Below are 1,588 nucleotides of genomic sequence, written 5' to 3'. Positions count from 1 at the left end.
GCACCGCGCGGCGCGGTCCCGGACCCGGCGTGGGAGGCGTGATGAGCGACACCCAGCCGGCCGACGCAGCCGACGCCGCCCAAGCCCGCGCCCCGGAGGGGGCCGAGCTGCCGATAGCCTTCGCCGTGTTCCACGACCTCAACGCCCAGCGCTACACCGACTACGCCTTCGCCCACCTCCCGGACGAGAGCGTCGTCCGCGACCTGGTCGACGACGTCTTCGTCGCCCTCGCCGAACGCTGGGACCGCGTCCTGACCCGGCCCAGCCCCGCCGCCTACGCCTGGGCCCTGCTGCGCCGGGTCGTCGAGGCGGAGTGCGCCCGCCGCGACGAGCACCTCGCGCTCATCGAGGAGGCCGCCTTCGCCTACGCGCTGATCGAACGGGGCAAGCGGATCCTTGAGCTGGTCGACGACTCCATGGTGGACGCCTCGGTATCGGCATCAGCGTGGCCCGCGCGATCCAGGACCTGCCCGGCCGTCAGCACGACGTCGTCGTGCTGCGGTTCCTGGCCTGCTACGAACCGGCCCAGATCGCCGAGGTCATGGGCATCGAGGACGTCACCGTCCGCTCCCTGATCTCCCAGGCCCGAACCCGACTGCAAGCCCGCCTCGCGCCGCGCCGGACCGTCGAGCCCGGCCGTTCGCCCGACGACGAGGAGTGATCCACATGAACCCGCTCGACCACCTGCTGGCCGGGGGCGGCATGCGCGCCGTGGCCCCTGCCCCCGCCTACGACCTGGCCGCCGGCCGCCGACGCATCGCGGAGAAGCTCGCCGCCCGCCAGGCCGGCGCCGCCACCGCGGAGCAGGACAGCGGCGGCCGGTGCCGCTGCACCACCCCCGCACCGCGGCCGGCTGCCGGCCCGCCCCGCCTTCCGCAGCCGCCCACGCACACGGACACTCCCGGGCCCGGCCCGAACGGCGAGAAAGCCGTCCTGCCCACGGACCTGGAGGGTCTGACCTTCCACGACCACGCCGAGCGCGATCTGCGCACCATCGCCACCATGATCATCGCCGAGGAGGACGCGGCGTCCTCCCTGCACCGGCTGATCAACGACCACACCGTCGAACCGCGTGGCGCCCTCGTCTTCGCCTGCCTGCTCTACCTCGCCGGGCGCTACCAGGAAGCCCAGTTCTGGTGGCAGTTCGCCGGCGGCGCCGAGGACGCCACCGCCTGCTTCTGCCTCTACCTCCACCACGCCCGCCTGGGCGAGCTGAAGGCGGCCGAACACTGGTTCCACCAGTCCGCCCGCCTGGATGCGCTCCCGCCGGACCGGCGGGCCGTGCCCCCGGCCCTTCCCCCGGTGCCGGACTACTACCTGGCCTGCCTGCCCTGGGTCGGCCAGTACCTTCTGGCCGCCGGCGGCGTCCAGCGGAAACCCGAGGTCGTGCTGCGCGAGGCGCTCGATGAACTCGACACCGTCCGTGACGCCGAGTACGGGCCGATCAGCCTGCCCACCGACGACCTCGCCGAACAACTCCACGACCTGGTGTGCCCGTAGTGGGGCCGCGGCGCCCCGCCCCCCCGCGCCCCCCCCCCCCGACGGGGCCCCCAAACCACCACGGAATTTCCCCGGCCCACCCCACGCC

General features: G+C 74.1%; 3 protein-coding genes. All 3 read left to right on the top strand.

All coding sequences use genetic code 11. The annotated features are described in order from the left end of the window. The first annotated feature begins 41 nt into the window (after positions 1–41). Genes ACFC1F_RS30525 through ACFC1F_RS30515 form a run of 3 tightly spaced genes read left to right on the top strand, consistent with a single transcriptional unit; the run spans position 42 to position 1,500 of the window. Complete coding sequence (locus ACFC1F_RS30525; RefSeq protein ID WP_376163106.1) at positions 42–575, top strand: hypothetical protein; 534 nt, start codon at positions 42–44, stop codon at positions 573–575. Beyond that, on the top strand, positions 497–661 hold the full coding sequence (locus ACFC1F_RS30520; protein WP_376163156.1) for a sigma factor-like helix-turn-helix DNA-binding protein: 165 nt from the start codon (positions 497–499) through the stop codon (positions 659–661). Before ACFC1F_RS30525 ends, ACFC1F_RS30520 begins: the two co-directional genes overlap by 79 nt. A gap of 5 nt (positions 662–666) precedes the next feature. Next, positions 667–1,500 (top strand): hypothetical protein, encoded by an 834-nt coding sequence (locus tag ACFC1F_RS30515; protein ID WP_376163104.1) that lies wholly within the window; start codon positions 667–669, stop codon positions 1,498–1,500. Positions 1,501–1,588: the final 88 nt, after the last annotated feature.

The sequence above is a fragment of the Kitasatospora sp. NPDC056181 genome (genome assembly GCF_042266225.1).
Taxonomy (GTDB): Bacteria; Actinomycetota; Actinomycetes; order Streptomycetales; family Streptomycetaceae; genus Kitasatospora.
Note: the sequence above shows the minus strand (reverse complement) of the source record. Positions and strands in the feature narration are given on the sequence as shown.

Coding starts and splice junctions, on each gene's coding strand:
- ACFC1F_RS30515 (WP_376163104.1), top strand. CDS start 667: ATGAACCCGCTCGACCACCTGCTGGCCGGGGGCGGCATGCGCGCCGTG.
- ACFC1F_RS30525 (WP_376163106.1), top strand. CDS start 42: ATGAGCGACACCCAGCCGGCCGACGCAGCCGACGCCGCCCAAGCCCGC.